The following is a 14,868-nucleotide window of genomic DNA, read 5'->3' on the forward strand; positions in this document are numbered from 1 at the left end:
ACATGATCGTATCCGAAAACCGGTACCCCCTTTTCGGGATCATGTGCTAATGCGGTTCGGCTTTGGGCTTTCCGCATTAAAGGCGAGTTATCCGGACGTTGATGCGCAATATTTGCGCATGCCGCATGTCGAAAAGGGCATGACGGTCGGCCTGTTTGGGGGCTCGTTCAATCCACCGCATGGTGGTCATGCGCTGGTCGCTGAAATCGCCATACGGCGGCTGAAGCTCGATCAGCTCTGGTGGATGGTGACGCCCGGCAATCCACTGAAGGACAAGCGGGAACTTGCGCCGCTTGCTGAACGCTTAGAGCTCAGTGAGCATGTCGCAAGCGATCCGCGCATCAAGGTGACGGCGCTGGAAGCAGCCTTCAATGTGCGCTACACAGCCGACACTCTGGCGCTGATCCGCAAGGCCAATCCCGGTGTGCATTTCGTCTGGGTTATGGGTGCAGACAATCTGGCTTCTTTCCATCGCTGGCAGCGCTGGCGGGAGATTGCGCAGAACTTCCCGATCGCAGTGATCGACCGGCCGGGTTCGACTTTGGCTTATCTGTCGTCACGGATGGCGCAAACATTTTCCGATAGCCGGCTAGATGAACATTACGCGCCGATCCTTGCACGGCGTAATCCACCGGCCTGGACGTTTATTCACGGGCCGCGTTCTTCGCTTTCTTCAAGTGCGCTGCGTAAACAAAAATCGAACAAATGAAGGATGTCTTGAGCACATCCGAAAAGTGTAAAGCCACTTTACGTCTAAGATGCGCTTCAAAAGAAGCCAAGACTCTTGAAAGAATACAGGGACTCTGCCTATCTTAGGTATGTGCGGTGCTTATGACTGCCGTACGGCGTTGTTCTTGTCGGAAAGGAACTACACTGAGAACAGCAATTGAGAAGAAGGCTCACCACGCGCCTTCACCGGTCGGGATGAACGAAACAGCTTTCGTGTCCCAGACCTTCGACGCGGCTTTGGCCAGTCTCGAAAACTCCAAAGCAGAATCCATTATCCCCATCGACATTCGCGGAAGATCTTCGATCGGCGATTATATGATCGTCGCTTCTGGTCGTTCGCATCGTCACGTGACGGCTGTCGCTGACCATCTTTTGCAGGCGCTCAGTCAAATGGGCTGCAAGAATGTCCGGGTCGAAGGGCTCGAGGGCGGTGATTGGGTTCTCATCGATACAGGCGATATTGTCGTCCATATTTTCCGTCCGGAAATCCGTGATTTCTATAATCTGGAAAAAATCTGGATCAACGACGATACCGAAGATCAGCGCGCATCGGGAACGGTGCACTGATCAAGTCGTAAGAGGGCACTATGCGTGTGAGTGTGATGGCCGTGGGCCGGATGAAAGCCGGCCCCGAGCGGGAGTTGGTCGAGCGTTATTTCGACCGCTTTTCCAAGGCGGGACCGCCATTAGGGCTCGAATTTGCGGGTGTGAATGAAATACCCGAAAGCCGCGGACAAACAGCTGATCTGCGTAAGGCCGAAGAAGCACAGCGCATCAATGAAGCACTTGATAACGGGGCAGCCCTTATCCTGCTCGACGAGCGCGGCAAAGCGCTCGGCTCAGAATCTTTTGCTGAACGCATTGGCCGCATGCGTGATGATGGCAAGCGCCAGCTGATTGTTGCCATTGGCGGCCCGGATGGGCACGATCCTTCGTTACGATCGCGCGCAGATCTGGTTCTGGCGCTAGGCGAGCTCACATGGCCGCATCAGATCGCGCGTATATTGATAGCTGAGCAATTATATCGTGCTGCAACAATTCTTGCAGGCCATCCGTATCATCGGTCCTAGTTCTTTCATGTTTTTCAAATAGGTGGCGAAATCGGCCCTGTTTTTTGGCCGATTTTATAACTGCCTCTTGCATCACCTGCAGAAAACCATGTCACATAACTCACTTACCGAGACGTTGCCACAGATCGCTTTCGTGACGGATAGCGGCTTTCTCAAACCCACTCTTGTGGCTATGTGGGGCGTGCTCCGTCACTTGACCCTACCGGGTATCATTCATTTCTGGGGTGACGGCCTTAGCGACCAGGACTGGGACGCGGTCAGGCGTGTTGCGATGACAAATCCGGCTGTTACACTTAATTGCCTCGCTTTGTCGGCCGATGATCTGGATGGCGCCAAGGGGCCGACCGCACATATTTCAGCTGCAACGATGGGGCGTCTGCATATTCCAGCTCGAATTTCTGGTCGCGTTCTTTATATCGACGGCGATACTCAGGTCGTCGGTGATGTTGCACCGCTTTTCTCGCTCAATCTCAATGGTTGTCCGATTGGTGCAGTACGTGATTGCGTCGTGGCGAAGTGGTCGGCGCGCGGTCTTAAAGTGCGCGATAAATGTCTGGTTCGCGTAAGCGAGTTACAGGGACTGATGGAGCAGACCGATATATCGCGCTATTTTAACGCCGGTGTCTTGCTGCTTGATACAGATGCGATCCGCGCCGAGCCAGAACTACATCAAGCAATGCACGATCTCGTTCGAGCTTCGGCATTCCCGCTAGGTGATCAGGACCACCTCAATAATGTGTTTCGTGGTCGTGTGCATCTTATCAATCCGGCTTACAATTCTTCATGGCGCGATGCATCCCGACAACGCAGACATATTGTCCGACTTGGTGGAGACGCCGAGGAAAGCAAGACGGTTCCGGATATTATCGTGCATTTCCATGGCCCGGAAAAACCGTGGAAAAGACCGCGCCGCGATCTTTGGAAAAGTCGCGCACGAGCCGTCTGGCGCTATCGCCGTGAAATGCAGGAATATGCGAGCAAATACCCTGACCTTGCCCTTTGAGTAATCTTCTTGCCTAATACTGCCACGAACAATGGTTGGACAAGCACGGATGCATATCACTCGGCTCGATCATATACAGCTGGCGATGCCAAAGGGCGAAGAAGAAAAAGCTCGTGCTTTTTACGAAGGACTTCTGGGAATTCCTGAAGAGCCGAAGCCATCAAATCTGGCGGTAAGAGGTGGTTGCTGGTTTGAGCGAGGTTCGTTGAAAATTCACCTCGGTATCGATCCCGAATTTGTTCCCGCCCGCAAAGCGCATCCGGCCTTCATTGTTAAGGAGCTGGCAAAGTTGATCGAAACGCTGACCGCCGCCGGTGTCTCTGTTGTCGACGATGAACCGCTGATTGGTTATGCAAGATGCTATATCTCCGATCCATTCGGGAATCGTATCGAATTGATGGAACAGCTCGCGTCATGACGGCTATAATCGGCTCTGCCGGGTTATGGTTGATGGTTCGTTAACAGTATGCGGCTAGTTTTGGCCTTGTTTGTTCCTGATATAGCGCGCCATGAGTCCTTTTCGCCTTCCAAAAAAGTCTTTGCTGTCTGCCTTGATGCGGGCTGGCCTTGTTGCGACTGCGCTTACGTCGGGCGCAACGCTGGCTTTTGCGCAGGAAGGAATCCAGCAGCAGCGTGACAAGGCAGCAAGTGAATATGAGCAGCTCAGCACCGAACTCTCGGTATCAAGCGACAAGCTGAAGCAGCTCGAAGACGAGGTAGCCAACCTTAAGAAAGACCAGGCAACGATTACGGCAGCACTTATCCAATCTGCAAAGACTGACAAGAAATTGCAGCAGGATATTGCTGATAGTGCCGACAAGCTGGTTTCCTTGCGTGAGCAGGAAGACGGCATTCGCAATTCCTTGCGTGCGCGGCGCAGCATTCTGGCTGAAGTGCTGGCAGCCCTTCAAAGGATGGGTTTGAACCCGCCGCCTGCCATTCTTGTACGGCCCGACGATGCCTTGGCATCGGTACGCAGTGCGGTGCTGCTTGGCGCGGTTGTGCCTGAAATGCGCGAGCAGGTGGAAGAACTCACAAGCGATCTCCAAGATATGCAGCGTGTCACGGCCTCGATTACTCAAGAGCAGGACAAGCTCAAGGAAACACGCACTGCGCAGGCCGAAGAGCAGAAGCGTCAATCACTTCTTCTTGAAGAAAAGAAGAAGTTGCAGGCACAATCCGAGCAGGAAATAGAGACACAGCGCAAGCGTTCGGAAGAACTTGCGGCCAAGGCGGGTAGCATCAAGGAACTGATCGACGGGCTCGATGAGCAGATGGCAGGGGTCCGGGATGCGGCTGATGCTGCGCGCAAGGCGGAAGCCGAACGTCTTGCAAAAGCGCAAGAAAAGGCCGGAGAAGCAACGCCTGGCGAGAACCGCTTGCATGCTCAGATCGACTTTGCATCATTGCAGGGAAAGTTGGGATTGCCTGCTGCGGGCAAGACAATCCGACACTTTGCTGAAAAGGATGGTGTTGGCGGCAACATGATGGGGCAGGTGGTCGAAACCTTGCCCGCTGCCACGATTACGTCACCTTCCGATGGCGTTGTGCTTTATGCAGGTACATTCAGATCGTATGGGCAGCTCTTGATCCTGGACGCTGGCGGCGGATATCATATCGTGATGGCTGGCATGGGTCGAATCGATGTGGCGCAAGGTCAGTTTGTGTTGGCGGGTGAACCTGTCGGCGCAATGGGTGAAAAACTTCTCGCAAGTGTTGCACCGATAGAGGTGGGCAATGGCGCGCCATTGCTTTACATTGAGTTTCGAAAGGATGGAAAACCCGTTGATCCGGCCCCGTGGTGGACTGAACGGCTTTCTGGAAGGACACAAAATGATACGTAAACTGTCGCTGCTGTTCGCCGGAGCCCTTATGGGGGCGTCAGCCATGGTGATGGTTCAGGGCGCGCCTGCTTCCACTGCCTTTGCGGCAGCGGGGAAAGACAGCGATGTCTATAAGGACCTTGCACTCTTCGGTGATATTTTCGAGCGTGTGCGTCAGCAATACGTGACGCCGCCCGATGACAAGAAGCTGACCGAAAGCGCGATCAACGGCATGTTGACGTCGCTGGATCCGCATTCCTCCTATCTCAACCCGGAAGCCGCGCAGGATATGCGCGTGCAGACCAAAGGTGAGTTCGGTGGTCTTGGTATCGAAGTGACAATGGACAATGATCTTGTGAAGGTCATCGCGCCGATTGATGATACGCCTGCCTCCAAGGCCGGTGTTCTCGCGGGCGATCTGATCAGCAAGATCGACGGACAGGAAGTCCGTGGACTGAGCCTCAGCGACGCCGTTGAAAAGATGCGCGGTGAAATCGGTTCGCCGATTGAGCTCACACTTATTCGTCAGGGTGCTGATAAGCCTATCACGCTCAAGATCGATCGCGCTGTGATCAAGGTCAAGGCGGTTCGCTCGCGGATTGAGAATGATGTTGGCTATCTGCGCGTGATTTCCTTCACCGAGCAGACTTCGGAAGATCTCAAGAAGGCGATCAAGGACATTCAGGAGAAGCTGCCGGGCGACAAGCTCAAAGGCTATGTGCTCGACCTTCGCCTCAATCCAGGTGGACTGCTTGATCAGGCCGTGGCTGTTTCAGACACGTTCCTCGATAAGGGTGAAATTGTTTCGACCCGTGGACGTGACCCGCAGGATGTAACCCGCTTTGACGCGCGCAAGGGTGATCTTGTTGATGGCAAGCCAGTGATCGTGCTGATCAATGGCGGCTCGGCCAGTGCTTCGGAAATCGTTGCCGGTGCATTGCAGGATCATCGTCGTGCGACCGTGCTGGGCACGCAGTCTTTCGGCAAGGGTTCCGTTCAGACGATCATCCCGCTTGGTGAAAATGGCTCGCTGCGTCTGACGACAGCGCTCTATTATACGCCGTCGGGCAAGTCGATCCAGGGCAAGGGCATCACGCCGGACATCAAGGTTGAACAGCCATTGCCGCCAGAACTGCGCGGTGAGGATGTTGTTCGCGGTGAGTCCGAGCTCAAGGGCCACATCAAGGGCAATGCTGAAGACGATCAGGGATCGGGTTCGGCAGCTTATGTTCCGCTTGAGACTAAGGATGACGTTCAGCTCAACGAAGCGCTGAAGCTTCTGCGCGGTGAGGAAGCCAATGCTGCGTTCCCACCAGACCCTAAAAAGGGTGTGCTGAACTGATCTATCTGTGACGACGACTGAAACAACAAACGCGGAAGCCTCGGCTCCCGCGTTTTCTTTTTGTCGCAGTTTAATAACATTGAAACGCTAAGAGCTGCCGCATATCAATGGGTGCGCATACCTGCGAATACACGGAGATTACGATGTCGAAGCATAAAGGTCCTGTCGATCCCGAAAGCCTGCCTTATCGCCCCTGTGTTGGGTTGATGGTGCTCAACAAGGAAGGTCTCGTCTGGGCCGGGCGGCGCATCGTTATTCCAGGTGATGAGATGGATGGGGCAACACAGCTTTGGCAGATGCCGCAAGGCGGTATCGATAAAGGCGAAGATCCAGCAGTTGCATCGCTGCGTGAGCTTTATGAGGAAACCGGCATGAAGTCGGTCTCACTGCTTGCAGAAGCACCAAACTGGATCAACTACGATCTGCCGCCACGTCTGGTCGGGCAGGCCCTCAAGGGTAAATATCGCGGCCAGACCCAGAAGTGGTTTGCTTATCGCTTTGAAGGCGACGAGAGCGAGATTGCGATCAATCCTCCTCCCGGTGGTCATACGGCTGAATTCGAGGAATGGGCGTGGAAACCGATGCAGGAACTGCCGGATTTGATCGTGCCCTTCAAGCGTAAGGTCTATGAAGATGTGGTTGCCGCTTTCCGGCATCTGGCGCCTTAATTCTCATAGCCTCTTGTCTGACAGGCCAACATATTGTCAACTCATTGCAGATGCGTCGCGGGATGCATGATGAGAGGGAGAATTGCTTATGGATGGTGGAAGTCTTCTCGTATTTCTATTGGTCGGCCTGATCGCCGGCTGGCTTGCTGGCAAAGTGGTTCAGGGTGGTGGTTTCGGCCTCATCGGTAACATCATTGTGGGTGTGATCGGCGCTTTCTTCGCAGGCTGGCTTTTGCCGCGACTGGGTTTTTCGGTCGGCGGCGGTATTATCGCGGCTATCGTCAACGCCTTTATCGGTGCTGCGATCCTTCTTGTTATTCTGCGTATCGTTAAACGCGTCTGAGGGCGCGTTCCAATCTTGAATTAAGGCCCGGTTTTTTCAAAAGCCGGGCCACTCTTTTTCAAAGTTCAATCCCATGACACCGAATTCGCGACTGTCTCTCGGTCTGGCTCTGACCGCATCGGCGGGCTTCATTGATGGAATTGCTTTTCTCGAACTGGGCGGCTTTTTTGCCTCTTTCATGAGCGGCAACACCACACAGCTCGGTCTCGCTATTGCCGGGCAGTCGGATGCGATGGGACGGGCAATTATCTGGCTTCCGGCGGCTCTTATCGCCTTGTTTTTCACCGGAGCTTTTTTAGGTACGTTGACCGTTCGCGCTCATGGCAAGAACGGTAGTCTTGCAGTTATGGCTAGCGTGGCGGCGATACTTCTTCTGGTCAGTGTCTTGCGCCACGAGGGGCTCAATCTTATCCATCCGGTGTTGCTTCTGGCAGCCGCCATGGGTGCGCAGAATGCCGCCGTACAACCGATCGGCTCAGCGCGCCTCGGTGTGACTTATGTGACAGGAACTTTGTTTAATTCTGCTGCCGATCTTGCCGGATCATTGCGGGGCGAAGCACCACGGTGGCGCTGGTTGCAACATTTCGCCGTTTGGCTGTCACTGATGATTGGTGCCGTTCTGGGCGGCTTTGCGCATTATTTCATTGGCCTTGATGCGCTGTTTATCCCAGCAGCTATGATCCTCAGTGTGATGGCAATTTACTGGCGAGCGAATTAGAGCGCGTTTCTACGTGCATCCCGAAACCGTTTCACATTTTTCGGGATGCGCTCTAGCTAAACAGCGACTTCTCGCTCTCTACCAGCTCGGAAATCAAAGCTGAAACGGCAGTAACGCGCCGCAGGGTGCGCGCGGATTCGTGATAGGTCAGCCAATAGGATCGACGGATGATGCGATCGGGCAGAACAGGCACCAGATTGGGATCAGCGCGTGCGATGAACGCGTGAAGAATGCCAATGCCAGCACCCGCACGAACTGCCTCTACCTGTCCCAGCGCACTTGAAACTTCAAAAGCAGGCTTCCAGTCGCGGCTGATTTCCGGCGCATATGCCAGAGACGGATTGATCACCAGATCTTCCACATAGCCAATGGTCCGATGCTTGTTCAGATCTTCGACGCTTTCCGGCATGCCATTCGCTTCAATGTAGGAGCGATGTGCAAAAAGACCGAGCGTATAATCGACCAGCCTGCGGGCGATCAGCCGCCCCTGTTCCGGGCGTTCGACCGTGATAGCTATATCTGCTTCACGCCGCGACAATGAGAAGGAGCGCGGCACCGGCACAAGCTGGATCGTGAGGTCGGGATATTGCTGTGTCAGCCTCGCCAGCCTTGGAGCCAGAAACGTAACGCCAAAACCATCGGGCGCACCGATCCGCACTGTACCTGAAACAGCGATATCCGCATTGCCGACCTGCGAACGCGCGGAAAGCATTTCTGCTTCCATGCGTTCGGCTGCAAGCAGAAATTCCTCGCCCGCCTGCGTGAGCGTCGAGCCGTTGGTTCGGCGCGTCAGCAGAGTCGTGGAAAGTGCAGCCTCAAGTGCAGTCAGTCTGCGGGCAACTGTTGTATGATTGAGGCCAAGCCTTTTGGCTGCGCCCAGAATCTGCCCAGAGCGCGCAACGGCAAGGAATATGCGGATATCGTCCCAGTTCATGGCGTTCTTTGTTTGAGCGTGATCTTACAGCGGTTCCAGTTAATATTGAATCGTTGGAGCCGCTGTAACTATTTGTTTTTACGCATTTCCGAACGCAAAAGCGGTTCCCACTTTTGCTGGAAATGCTTTAATTTGAGCATGACCTTGTCCGAAAACCGCTACGCACTTTTCGGAATATTGCTCCATCGTACTATAGAAAATGCACAACGGATACGCTTTTCAGCGCCTTGCAATTGTGAATTTGCAGAGCCAGGATGGATATCAAGATGGCAGTTTTGAATCTGCCAGATGGAACCGGAATTCAGGGAGGTCTTTTCAATGCGCACTGTAGGACATTTCATCGGCGGCAAGCATGTCGCTGGCAAAAGCGGACGTACATCGGATATTTTCCAGCCGCTTGATGGCACGGTGCAGGGTACTGTCGCTCTCGCCACAAAAGACGAAGTCCGCGAAGCGGTGGAAAATGCCAAGGCCGCACAGCCTGCATGGGGTGCAACCAACCCGCAGCGCCGCGTTCGTATTTTGCGCAAGTTCCTTGAACTGGTTGAAGCCGAATATGACAGCCTTGCCGAACTGCTTGCACGTGAACACGGCAAAACCATTGCTGACGCCAAGGGCGATATTCAGCGAGGTCTTGAAGTGGTCGAGGTTTGTCTTGGCTCTGCGCATATGCTGAAGGGCGAATTCACCGACAATGCAGGAACCGGCATCGACACCTATTCCATGCGCCAGCCGCTGGGTGTGGTTGCTGGTATTACTCCGTTCAACTTCCCGGCAATGATTCCCCTTTGGAAGGCCGGACCTGCGATTGCTTGCGGCAATGCTTTTGTGTTGAAGCCATCCGAGCGCGATCCAGGTGTGCCGATGCGCTTGGCCGAACTGTTCATGGAAGCCGGTCTTCCAGCCGGCATTTTCAACGTCGTCAATGGCGACAAGGATGCCGTTGATGCGCTGCTTGATGATCCTGATGTTCAGGCTATTGGCTTTGTCGGCTCAACACCGATTGCGCAGTATATCTATGGTCGCGGCTGCTCGAACGGCAAGCGCGTCCAGTGTTTCGGTGGTGCCAAGAACCACATGCTGATCATGCCGGATGCGGACATGGATCAGACCGTGGATGCACTGATCGGCGCGGGTTACGGTTCGGCAGGCGAACGCTGCATGGCGATCTCGGTAGCTGTTCCGGTTGGTGAAGACACTGCAAACCGCCTGATGGAAAAGTTGATCCCACGCGTTGAATCGCTGAAGATTGGTCCTTCGACTGATAATTCAGCTGATTACGGTCCGGTTGTTACCAAGGCTGCACTAGATCGCATTCGTGGTTATGTCGATCTCGGTGTCGAAGAAGGTGCAAAGCTCGTCGTCGATGGCCGCAACTTCAAGATGCAGGGTTATGAAAACGGCTTCTACATGGGTGGTTGCCTGTTCGATAATGTCACGTCGGATATGCGCATCTATAAGGAAGAAATCTTCGGTCCGGTTCTCTCGGTTGTGCGCGCTAAGACCTACGAGGAAGCGCTGGCCCTTCCGAATGAACATGAATACGGCAACGGCGTTGCCATTTTCACCCGCGACGGTGATGCAGCCCGGGATTTCGCAAGCCGTGTTCAGGTCGGCATGGTTGGTATCAATGTGCCGATCCCTGTTCCGATTGCTTATTACACCTTTGGTGGCTGGAAAGCTTCTGGCTTCGGTGATCTCAACCAGCATGGCCCGGATGCATTCCGCTTCTATACCAAGACCAAGACAGTCACCTCGCGCTGGCCGTCAGGCGTCAAGGACGGAGCCGAATTCGTTATTCCAACGATGAAGTAACGACCGCATTTTATGGAATATCGACCCCGCCCATCGTGGCGGGGTTTTCTTTTCTAACGGCGTGCCGGAAAGGGAACAGAGTTTCTTTCCATTCGTTTAAAACAAGCACGAAGATTTCCGTGCGGTCGTTTCGCAGTCGAAGCGATTCACTTACGTTCGGATCAAGAGTAAGGGGCATAATGCCTTTTGATCAGCCAGAATGTGCAGGGAGTTTTCCATGGCCACGAAAGTCAATCAACGTATCGTCCTCGCATCGCGTCCCGATGGGCAGCCGGTAGCTGAGAATTTTCGACTTGAGGAAGTGGCAATCCCAAGCCCGGGCGAAGGTGAACTGCTTCTGAAACTCCGTTACCTTTCGCTTGATCCCTATATGCGTGGGCGCATGAGTGCTGCCAAATCCTATGCTGCACCTGTCGAGATCGGCGGCGTCATGGATGGTGGGACCGTGGGCGAAGTGGTTGAAAGTCGAAGCGCTGGTTTTGCGCCGGGCGACCTCGTGCTTTCCCATTCGGGCTGGCAAAGTTATGCGCTGGCAAAAGCCACCGATGTTCGCAAGCTTGATCAGAAAGCAGCGCCCGTAACCACGGCACTTGGCATTCTTGGAATGCCGGGCTTTACCGCTTATTCGGGCCTTCTCACAATTGGTCAACCGAAAGAAGGTGAGACCGTTGTGGTCGCCGCAGCAACAGGACCTGTGGGTTCAGCTGTTGGCCAGATTGCGAAGCTGAAAGGCGCGCGCGCTGTCGGCATCGCGGGTGGTGCAGATAAATGTCGTGCGCTGATTGAAGAGTTTGGCTTTGATGCAGCAATTGATCATCGTAGCGATAACTTTGCAGAAGAGCTGGCCGCAGCCTGCCCCAAAGGCATTGACGTCTATTTTGAGAATGTGGGCGGCAAAGTCTTTGCGGGAGTTTTCCCGCTACTCAATCAGTTTGCGCGTGTGCCGGTCTGTGGTCTGATTGCCCAATATAACCAAAGCGGAGCGTTCGATGGACCGGATCGACTGCCGGTTTTCATGCGGGACGTTTTGTCAAAGAGCCTTACCATTCGCGGTTTTATCCAGCGTGATTTCGTGGAGCAGCGCCCGGCCTTCTATCATGATATGGCGAAGTGGATTGCCGATGGTCATGTGCGCTATCGCGAGGACATTGTTGACGGGCTTGAAAATGCACCAAAAGCCTTCTTCTCGCTGCTTGAGGGCGGTAATTTTGGCAAGCTGATCGTGAAAATCGCATGAGTGCATTTCGAAAAATGCCAATCTGTTTGCAGACGAGTTACGTTTGATCAAACATTCTGCTTGCAGAACGGCGCTTCGGGCGTGATGCTGTGGTTCTTCTCTGAGACGCGAGTCTTTTCTTGAGGGCAGGCAGGTCATGGGTGAACGCCAGCAGGCGGGTATAGGCGAGGGCAGCGGTCCGGGACGCGAGCGTCAGGACGAGGCGCAGCGTATTCTTGATCGGCTGCAGCGTGAACAGATTGGTGCCGAGGGCATTGTGCGGCGTGGGCTTTCTCGCACCGCCGATCATCTCTCCGCCAGCGACGCACCAGAGAATGATCCAATCGAACTCTGGGCTACGCGCGTTGGGCGCGGACTCGGCCTCATCATCACGCTGGCGATTATCGGCTGGCTCCTTTTCTATCTCATGCAAAGCTAGGTTCAACATGACGCTCTCAGCGCCGTCGGATGCGACAACCGTTATTGTCATTTCAAGTCATGTCGTTCGCGGTTCGGTGGGCAATCGCGCCGCGGTTTTTGCATTGGAAACGCTGGGTTTTCCTGTTTGGGCCGTACCAACTGTGGTGTTGCCATGGCATCCTGGTCATGGGCCTGCTGGGCGCATTGTGCCGCCGCCGCAGGAATTTGCGACATTGATGCAGGATCTGGAACGCGCGCCGTGGCTGGGTGAAGTGGGTGCGATCCTGACCGGATACCTCGGGCATCCCGAACAAACAGAAGCTGTAGCCGGACTGATCAAGGCGGTGAAAGCGCGCAATCCAAATGCGCTCTATCTGTGTGATCCGGTTATCGGCGATCAAAAGGGGCTGTATGTTCCTGAAGCGACGGCCGTCGGCATCCGCGACAAGTTGTTGCCGCTTGCCGATATTGCCACGCCCAATCGATTTGAGTTGTCCTGGCTGACCGGCGTGCCGCTTGAAGATAACAAGGCACTGATGGAAGCAGCACTTGATGCGGGGCCTGCGACGATGCTGGTGACATCTGCTTTCCCGCTTATGACGGGCAGTATCGGTAATATTTTGCTGACGCCTACGGCCGCATTGATGGCGGAGCATCGTTGTGTCGAAGGCCCCACCAATGGTCTTGGAGATCTAACTTCGGCGGTGTTTCTGGCGCGCAAGCTTTCCGGTCTTTCCGACGAGAAGATGTTGCAAAGTACGACAGCTGCAGTGTTTGAGATCATGGCTCGTTCTGCGAAGCGCGGGGCTGATGAACTGATGCTGGAAGCAGATGCGTCCAGTCTCGCAACGCCGATGGCAATGGTACAAACCCGACGGTTGGTACATCCAACCAAGGGATTGCGCGCATAATACCTAAATCCCATGAGAATCACTCATGGGATTTTGATTAAAGCATTTCCAGCAAAAGTGGGAACCGACTTTGCGTTCGGAAATGCCTAAAAACAAATAGTTACAGCAGTTCCAACGATTCACTATTAACTGGAACCGCTGTAAGCGCCAGTGATTGAACTTTTCAAGTCGTGATGCGTCAGCAGCATCTTGAGCCGCCTTGGTATAAGAGTTGGGTTAAGTGGCAACGGGTCGCAAGTTGTCGCCTCACGTTTTTAATTGCTCTGCGTTTTCGATAGGGATAATGGAAAGCCATGGCTGATATTCCAGATACACTCCTCGCCGGTTACCAAACCTTCATGAGCGAGCATTTCGCGTCTGAAACGGCACGTTATAAGGAACTCGCTGAAAAAGGTCAGGCACCAGAAACGCTGGTCATTGCCTGCTGCGATTCCCGCGCCGCTCCGGAAACAATCTTCAACACGGCACCGGGCGAAATATTCGTTTTGCGCAATGTTGCCAATCTTATTCCGCCTTATGAGCCGGATGGTGAATTCCATGCGGCTTCTGCTGCGCTCGAATTTGCAGTGCAGAGCCTCAAGGTGAAGAATATCGTCGTCATGGGCCATGGTCGATGCGGCGGTATTAAAGCAGCGCTTGATACGCAAAGCGCGCCGCTTTCACCAAGCGACTTTATCGGCAAGTGGATGAGCCTGATTGCGCCAGCGGCGGAGACCATCAGTGGCAACCAGCTGATGACACCGACCGAGCGTCAGACTGCGCTGGAGCGTATTTCGATCCGCTACTCGCTCAACAATCTGCGCACATTCCCATGTGTCGACATTCTTGAGAAGAAGGGCAAGCTTACTCTTTATGGCGCGTGGTTTGATATTTCGACCGGCGAGCTTTGGGTGATGGATCAGCAGACCGGTGACTTCAAGAGACCTGAAGGTTCGGTCATAGACGCACCGGAAACAGCAGCATAAGACGAAAAAAGCCCCGAATTTCGGGGCTTTTCTCTGTTCGTTTTATGGCGAAACAATGTTCTCACTTCGCCATAAGTATGATTATTCGTCGATTGCCTTGCCCATTTCGGCAATGGCGCGCTGGTAAACGCTTGCAGCATTCCAGCCCTGGATCGCGCCGTAGTTGGCTTCACCTGGCTGGTAGCCAGCGCCGCGTCTCCAGCCGTGACCGACGAGGAAGTTAGCAGTCGAATAGAGTGCATCCGCCTTAGAGCGAGCCATGTCAATATGACCGCTGCCATCGCCGTCCACGCCGTATTTCAGAACGTTAACAGGCAGGAACTGTGTCTGGCCGATTTCGCCATGCATGGCGCCGACAGCATTTGGATCGAGATCCTGATTGTCGATCAGCTTGAGCGCTGCATAAAGCTGCTGGGTGAAATAGTCGCTGCGGCGGCAATCATAGGCGAGCGTTGCAACAGCCGAAAGCGTGTGCTGCTTGCCGAGATAGGCACCGAAGCCAGTTTCCATACCCCAGATTGCAAGCAACGGGCCGGCAGGAACGCCATAGCGCTTTTCGATTGCAGCAAAGAGCGCTGCATTCTGCTTCTTCATCGAACGTCCGCGCTGGATGATCGTGTTTGCGCCACGCTTCTGCATGAACTGCTCGAAGGAAAGCTTGAAGCTCTTCTGATTGCGATCAGCATTGATCGTGGCCTGCGCATATTTTGTATTGGTCAGTGCGCTGATTGCACGCTTGCCAATACCACGTCCCTGCGCTTCCTTGATCGTCTGCTGGAGCCAGGCATTATAGCCAGCGCCGTTGTTTCCGCACTGGGCTGCCTCGGCTAGGCCAGTTCCGGCCATCATGCCCACTGCAAGAACTGCTGCTGCCGTCCAAGACCGGCCCTTGGCAAACAATGCCATTCGTT

The 14,868-nt window shown here is 54.3% G+C and carries 17 protein-coding genes; 15 read left to right on the forward strand and 2 right to left on the reverse strand.

All coding sequences use genetic code 11. The features are described from left to right. Positions 1-49 precede the first annotated feature (49 nt). The 10 genes from QBD00_RS17250 (at position 50) to QBD00_RS17295 (ending at position 7,696) form a co-directional block, all read left to right on the forward strand. Positions 50-709 (forward strand): nicotinate-nucleotide adenylyltransferase, encoded by a 660-nt coding sequence (locus tag QBD00_RS17250; RefSeq protein WP_095447434.1) that lies wholly within the window; start codon positions 50-52, stop codon positions 707-709. Positions 710-924: 215 nt separating this feature from the next. Continuing rightward, positions 925-1,296, forward strand: coding sequence for a ribosome silencing factor (rsfS, locus tag QBD00_RS17255; protein ID WP_318580106.1), 372 nt, complete (start codon positions 925-927; stop codon positions 1,294-1,296). A gap of 20 nt (positions 1,297-1,316) precedes the next feature. Further along, positions 1,317-1,799 (forward strand): 23S rRNA (pseudouridine(1915)-N(3))-methyltransferase RlmH, encoded by a 483-nt coding sequence (gene rlmH, locus QBD00_RS17260; protein WP_191793427.1) that lies wholly within the window; start codon positions 1,317-1,319, stop codon positions 1,797-1,799. Positions 1,800-1,887: 88 nt separating this feature from the next. Continuing rightward, entirely contained in the window at positions 1,888-2,802 is a 915-nt protein-coding gene (locus QBD00_RS17265; protein WP_191793428.1) for a glycosyltransferase family 8 protein, read from the forward strand. A gap of 49 nt (positions 2,803-2,851) precedes the next feature. Then, positions 2,852-3,220, forward strand: a complete 369-nt coding sequence (locus tag QBD00_RS17270) for a VOC family protein (RefSeq protein WP_095447985.1) — start codon at positions 2,852-2,854, stop codon at positions 3,218-3,220. Positions 3,221-3,311: 91 nt separating this feature from the next. Further along, the gene (locus QBD00_RS17275) at positions 3,312-4,646 is read left to right on the forward strand and encodes a murein hydrolase activator EnvC family protein (protein ID WP_412535042.1); all 1,335 of its coding nucleotides are present in this window, start codon (positions 3,312-3,314) and stop codon (positions 4,644-4,646) included. After that, a complete protein-coding gene (locus QBD00_RS17280) occupies positions 4,636-5,967 on the forward strand; it encodes a S41 family peptidase (RefSeq protein WP_095447429.1) in 1,332 nt (443 codons plus the stop codon). Before QBD00_RS17275 ends, QBD00_RS17280 begins: the two co-directional genes overlap by 11 nt. A gap of 143 nt (positions 5,968-6,110) precedes the next feature. Continuing rightward, a complete protein-coding gene (locus QBD00_RS17285) occupies positions 6,111-6,635 on the forward strand; it encodes an RNA pyrophosphohydrolase (RefSeq protein WP_095447428.1) in 525 nt (174 codons plus the stop codon). Between the two features lie 88 nt (positions 6,636-6,723). Continuing rightward, positions 6,724-6,978, forward strand: coding sequence for a GlsB/YeaQ/YmgE family stress response membrane protein (locus QBD00_RS17290; RefSeq protein WP_094578288.1), 255 nt, complete (start codon positions 6,724-6,726; stop codon positions 6,976-6,978). Between the two features lie 73 nt (positions 6,979-7,051). Beyond that, on the forward strand, positions 7,052-7,696 hold the full coding sequence (locus tag QBD00_RS17295) for a YoaK family protein (RefSeq protein ID WP_095447427.1): 645 nt from the start codon (positions 7,052-7,054) through the stop codon (positions 7,694-7,696). A 52-nt stretch (positions 7,697-7,748) separates the two neighbouring features. Here the strand turns inward: QBD00_RS17295 and QBD00_RS17300 are convergent, their stop codons facing one another. Then, the gene (locus tag QBD00_RS17300) at positions 7,749-8,630 is read right to left on the reverse strand and encodes a LysR family transcriptional regulator (protein WP_095447426.1); all 882 of its coding nucleotides are present in this window, start codon (positions 8,628-8,630) and stop codon (positions 7,749-7,751) included. 318 nt (positions 8,631-8,948) lie between these two features. Between QBD00_RS17300 and QBD00_RS17305 the strand changes: the two genes are divergently transcribed. From QBD00_RS17305 to QBD00_RS17325, 5 genes are all read left to right on the forward strand, one after another. Further along, on the forward strand, positions 8,949-10,445 hold the full coding sequence (locus QBD00_RS17305; RefSeq protein ID WP_095447425.1) for a CoA-acylating methylmalonate-semialdehyde dehydrogenase: 1,497 nt from the start codon (positions 8,949-8,951) through the stop codon (positions 10,443-10,445). 217 nt (positions 10,446-10,662) lie between these two features. Further along, entirely contained in the window at positions 10,663-11,682 is a 1,020-nt protein-coding gene (locus tag QBD00_RS17310; protein WP_095447424.1) for an NADP-dependent oxidoreductase, read from the forward strand. 136 nt (positions 11,683-11,818) lie between these two features. After that, positions 11,819-12,100: a hypothetical protein gene (locus QBD00_RS17315; protein ID WP_095447423.1), complete on the forward strand. Its 282-nt coding sequence runs from the start codon at positions 11,819-11,821 to the stop codon at positions 12,098-12,100. Between the two features lie 7 nt (positions 12,101-12,107). Beyond that, entirely contained in the window at positions 12,108-12,992 is an 885-nt protein-coding gene (pdxY, locus tag QBD00_RS17320; protein WP_095447422.1) for a pyridoxal kinase PdxY, read from the forward strand. Between the two features lie 293 nt (positions 12,993-13,285). After that, complete coding sequence (locus QBD00_RS17325; protein ID WP_095447421.1) at positions 13,286-13,957, forward strand: carbonic anhydrase; 672 nt, start codon at positions 13,286-13,288, stop codon at positions 13,955-13,957. 81 nt (positions 13,958-14,038) lie between these two features. On the opposite strand, the gene QBD00_RS17330 is transcribed toward QBD00_RS17325, so the two are convergent. Continuing rightward, entirely contained in the window at positions 14,039-14,863 is an 825-nt protein-coding gene (locus tag QBD00_RS17330) for a lytic transglycosylase domain-containing protein (RefSeq protein ID WP_095447420.1), read from the reverse strand. Between the last annotated feature and the right edge of the window lie 5 nt (positions 14,864-14,868).

The organism is Ochrobactrum sp. AN78 (assembly GCF_029909885.1).
In the GTDB taxonomy this organism is placed as follows: domain Bacteria; phylum Pseudomonadota; class Alphaproteobacteria; order Rhizobiales; family Rhizobiaceae; genus Brucella; species Brucella quorumnocens.

Bases quoted from the DNA above. Each gene is read 5' to 3' on its own strand.
- QBD00_RS17275 (WP_412535042.1), top strand. From the start codon at position 3,312: ATGAGTCCTTTTCGCCTTCCAAAAAAGTCTTTGCTGTCTGCCTTGATG.
- QBD00_RS17305 (WP_095447425.1), top strand. From the start codon at position 8,949: ATGCGCACTGTAGGACATTTCATCGGCGGCAAGCATGTCGCTGGCAAA.
- QBD00_RS17330 (WP_095447420.1), bottom strand. From the start codon at position 14,863: ATGGCATTGTTTGCCAAGGGCCGGTCTTGGACGGCAGCAGCAGTTCTT.
- QBD00_RS17265 (WP_191793428.1), top strand. From the start codon at position 1,888: ATGTCACATAACTCACTTACCGAGACGTTGCCACAGATCGCTTTCGTG.
- QBD00_RS17315 (WP_095447423.1), top strand. From the start codon at position 11,819: ATGGGTGAACGCCAGCAGGCGGGTATAGGCGAGGGCAGCGGTCCGGGA.
- QBD00_RS17250 (WP_095447434.1), top strand. From the start codon at position 50: ATGCGGTTCGGCTTTGGGCTTTCCGCATTAAAGGCGAGTTATCCGGAC.
- QBD00_RS17290 (WP_094578288.1), top strand. From the start codon at position 6,724: ATGGATGGTGGAAGTCTTCTCGTATTTCTATTGGTCGGCCTGATCGCC.
- QBD00_RS17325 (WP_095447421.1), top strand. From the start codon at position 13,286: ATGGCTGATATTCCAGATACACTCCTCGCCGGTTACCAAACCTTCATG.
- QBD00_RS17310 (WP_095447424.1), top strand. From the start codon at position 10,663: ATGGCCACGAAAGTCAATCAACGTATCGTCCTCGCATCGCGTCCCGAT.
- QBD00_RS17300 (WP_095447426.1), bottom strand. From the start codon at position 8,630: ATGAACTGGGACGATATCCGCATATTCCTTGCCGTTGCGCGCTCTGGG.
- QBD00_RS17280 (WP_095447429.1), top strand. From the start codon at position 4,636: ATGATACGTAAACTGTCGCTGCTGTTCGCCGGAGCCCTTATGGGGGCG.
- rsfS (WP_318580106.1), top strand. From the start codon at position 925: ATGAACGAAACAGCTTTCGTGTCCCAGACCTTCGACGCGGCTTTGGCC.
- QBD00_RS17295 (WP_095447427.1), top strand. From the start codon at position 7,052: ATGACACCGAATTCGCGACTGTCTCTCGGTCTGGCTCTGACCGCATCG.
- pdxY (WP_095447422.1), top strand. From the start codon at position 12,108: ATGACGCTCTCAGCGCCGTCGGATGCGACAACCGTTATTGTCATTTCA.
- rlmH (WP_191793427.1), top strand. From the start codon at position 1,317: ATGCGTGTGAGTGTGATGGCCGTGGGCCGGATGAAAGCCGGCCCCGAG.
- QBD00_RS17285 (WP_095447428.1), top strand. From the start codon at position 6,111: ATGTCGAAGCATAAAGGTCCTGTCGATCCCGAAAGCCTGCCTTATCGC.
- QBD00_RS17270 (WP_095447985.1), top strand. From the start codon at position 2,852: ATGCATATCACTCGGCTCGATCATATACAGCTGGCGATGCCAAAGGGC.